This window comes from Aliivibrio logei (assembly GCF_001691055.1).
Classification (GTDB): domain Bacteria; phylum Pseudomonadota; class Gammaproteobacteria; order Enterobacterales; family Vibrionaceae; genus Aliivibrio; species Aliivibrio salmonicida.
Window position 1 is genome coordinate 1 of record NZ_MAJU01000016.1, and the last position, 3188, is coordinate 3188.

Annotated in this window: 1 rRNA gene; it reads left to right on the plus strand. The window is 49.0% G+C overall.

What is annotated here, in order from left to right:
- Window positions 1–217 precede the first annotated feature (217 nt).
- Window positions 218–3108: ribosomal RNA gene (locus A6E04_RS15425) — 23S ribosomal RNA — on the plus strand.
- The last annotated feature ends 80 nt before the right edge of the window (window positions 3109–3188 follow it).

A 3188-nucleotide genomic window follows, 5' to 3' on the forward strand; every position in this document is an offset into this window, starting at 1 on the left:
GCTCTTTAACAATTTGGAAAGCTGACTGATTTAAATAACTTACGAGTTATTCAAATCAAAATTTAAAAGTTCTTAATATCTTTTGTTTATCTTTAGATAAGCAAATTAAAAACACATTCAAGTGTTCTTGTATTTTGAATCCGGCGAAAAACCAGAACTCTCAATGAAGAGTTCAACCTTGGTTGTTTATGCCATACGAAACCTCTTGGGGTTGTATGGTTAAGTGACTAAGCGTACACGGTGGATGCCTTGGCAGTCAGAGGCGATGAAAGACGTATTAACTTGCGATAAGCCCAGATTAGGTAGTAAAAACCTTTTGAGTCTGGGATTTCTGAATGGGGAAACCCACTAGCATAAGCTAGTATCGCTGCGTGAATACATAGCGCAGCGAAGCAAACCGGGAGAACTGAAACATCTAAGTACCCCGAGGAAGAGAAATCAACCGAGATCCCGAAAGTAGCGGCGAGCGAAATTGGGTTAGCCCTTAAGTTGTTAATGAGACAGGTGAAGCCTCTGGAAAGTGGCGCGATACAAGGTGATAGCCCTGTAACCGACATCTCATCATCAGTGAAAACGAGTAAGGCGGGACACGTGATATCCTGTCTGAATATGGGGGGACCATCCTCCAAGGCTAAATACTACTGACTGACCGATAGTGAACCAGTACCGTGAGGGAAAGGCGAAAAGAACCCCTGTGAGGGGAGTGAAATAGAACCTGAAACCGTGTACGTACAAGCAGTAGGAGCATACTTGTTATGTGACTGCGTACCTTTTGTATAATGGGTCAGCGACTTATATTCAGTGGCAAGGTTAACCGTTTAGGGGAGCCGTAGGGAAACCGAGTCTTAACTGGGCGTTCAGTCTCTGGATATAGACCCGAAACCAAGTGATCTAGCCATGGGCAGGTTGAAGGTTGAGTAACATCAACTGGAGGACCGAACCGACTAATGTTGAAAAATTAGCGGATGACTTGTGGCTAGGGGTGAAAGGCCAATCAAACTTGGAGATAGCTGGTTCTCCCCGAAATCTATTTAGGTAGAGCCTCGGACGAATACTACTGGGGGTAGAGCACTGTTAAGGCTAGGGGGTCATCCCGACTTACCAACCCTTTGCAAACTCCGAATACCAGTAAGTACTATCCGGGAGACACACGGCGGGTGCTAACGTCCGTCGTGGAGAGGGAAACAACCCAGACCGCCAGCTAAGGTCCCAAAGTTATAGCTAAGTGGGAAACGATGTGGGAAGGCTCAGACAGCCAGGATGTTGGCTTAGAAGCAGCCATCATTTAAAGAAAGCGTAATAGCTCACTGGTCGAGTCGGCCTGCGCGGAAGATGTAACGGGGCTAAGCTATACACCGAAGCTGCGGCAATGCAATTTATTGTGTTGGGTAGGGGAGCGTTCTGTAAGCCGTTGAAGGTGTGCTGTAAGGCATGCTGGAGGTATCAGAAGTGCGAATGCTGACATGAGTAACGATAAAGGGGGTGAAAAACCCCCTCGCCGGAAGACCAAGGGTTCCTGTCCAACGTTAATCGGGGCAGGGTAAGTCGACCCCTAAGGCGAGGCTGAAAAGCGTAGTCGATGGGAAACGGGTTAATATTCCCGTACTTCTTATAATTGCGATGGGGGGACGGAGAAGGCTAGGTAGGCTTGGCGACGGTCGTCCAAGTTCAAGTGCGTAGGCTAAGAGTTTAGGTAAATCCGGACTCTTGTTAGGCTGAGACACGATGTCGAGCACCTACGGGTGTGAAGCTATTGATGCCATGCTTCCAGGAAAAGCCTCTAAGCTTCAGGTTATAAGAAATCGTACCCCAAACCGACACAGGTGGTCGAGTAGAGAATACTAAGGCGCTTGAGAGAACTCGGGTGAAGGAACTAGGCAAAATGGTACCGTAACTTCGGGAGAAGGTACGCTCCTAGCGGTGATGAGACTTGCTCTCTAAGCTGCCGGGAGTCGCAGATACCAGGTGGCTGCAACTGTTTATTAAAAACATAGCACTGTGCTAAATCGTAAGATGACGTATACGGTGTGACGCCTGCCCGGTGCTTGAAGGTTAATTGATGGGGTTAGACTTCGGTCGAAGCTCTTGATCGAAGCCCAAGTAAACGGCGGCCGTAACTATAACGGTCCTAAGGTAGCGAAATTCCTTGTCGGGTAAGTTCCGACCTGCACGAATGGCGTAATGATGGCCACGCTGTCTCCACCCGAGACTCAGTGAAATTGAAATCGCTGTGAAGATGCAGTGTACCCGCGGCTAGACGGAAAGACCCCGTGAACCTTTACTACAGCTTGGCACTGAACATTGACCCTACATGTGTAGGATAGGTGGGAGCCTTTGAAGCAAGTACGCTAGTATTTGTGGAGGCAATCTTGAAATACCACCCTTGTATGCTTGATGTTCTAACGTTGGCCCCTTATCGGGGTTGCGGACAGTGCCTGGTGGGTAGTTTGACTGGGGCGGTCTCCTCCCAAAGAGTAACGGAGGAGCACGAAGGTGGGCTAAACACGGTTGGACATCGTGTGGTTAGTGCAATGGCATAAGCCCGCTTGACTGCGAGAATGACAATTCGAGCAGGTGCGAAAGCAGGTCATAGTGATCCGGTGGTTCTGAATGGAAGGGCCATCGCTCAACGGATAAAAGGTACTCCGGGGATAACAGGCTGATACCGCCCAAGAGTTCATATCGACGGCGGTGTTTGGCACCTCGATGTCGGCTCATCACATCCTGGGGCTGAAGTCGGTCCCAAGGGTATGGCTGTTCGCCATTTAAAGTGGTACGCGAGCTGGGTTTAGAACGTCGTGAGACAGTTCGGTCCCTATCTGCCGTGGGCGTTGGATGATTGAAAGGGGCTGCTCCTAGTACGAGAGGACCGGAGTGGACGAACCTCTGGTGTTCGGGTTGTTACGCCAGTAGCATTGCCCGGTAGCTAAGTTCGGGATCGATAAACGCTGAAAGCATCTAAGCGTGAAGCGAGCCTTGAGATGAGTCATCCCTGATACTTTAAGTATCCTAAAGGGTTGTTGAAGACTACGACGTTGATAGGCAGGGTGTGTAAGTGCTGCGAGGCATTGAGCTAACCTGTACTAATTGCCCGTGAGGCTTAACCATACAACACCCAAGGGGTTTTGAACGGATTTAAGATAGCAAGAAACAGATTGAATGTGATTAAGAACACAATACAGCTTTCC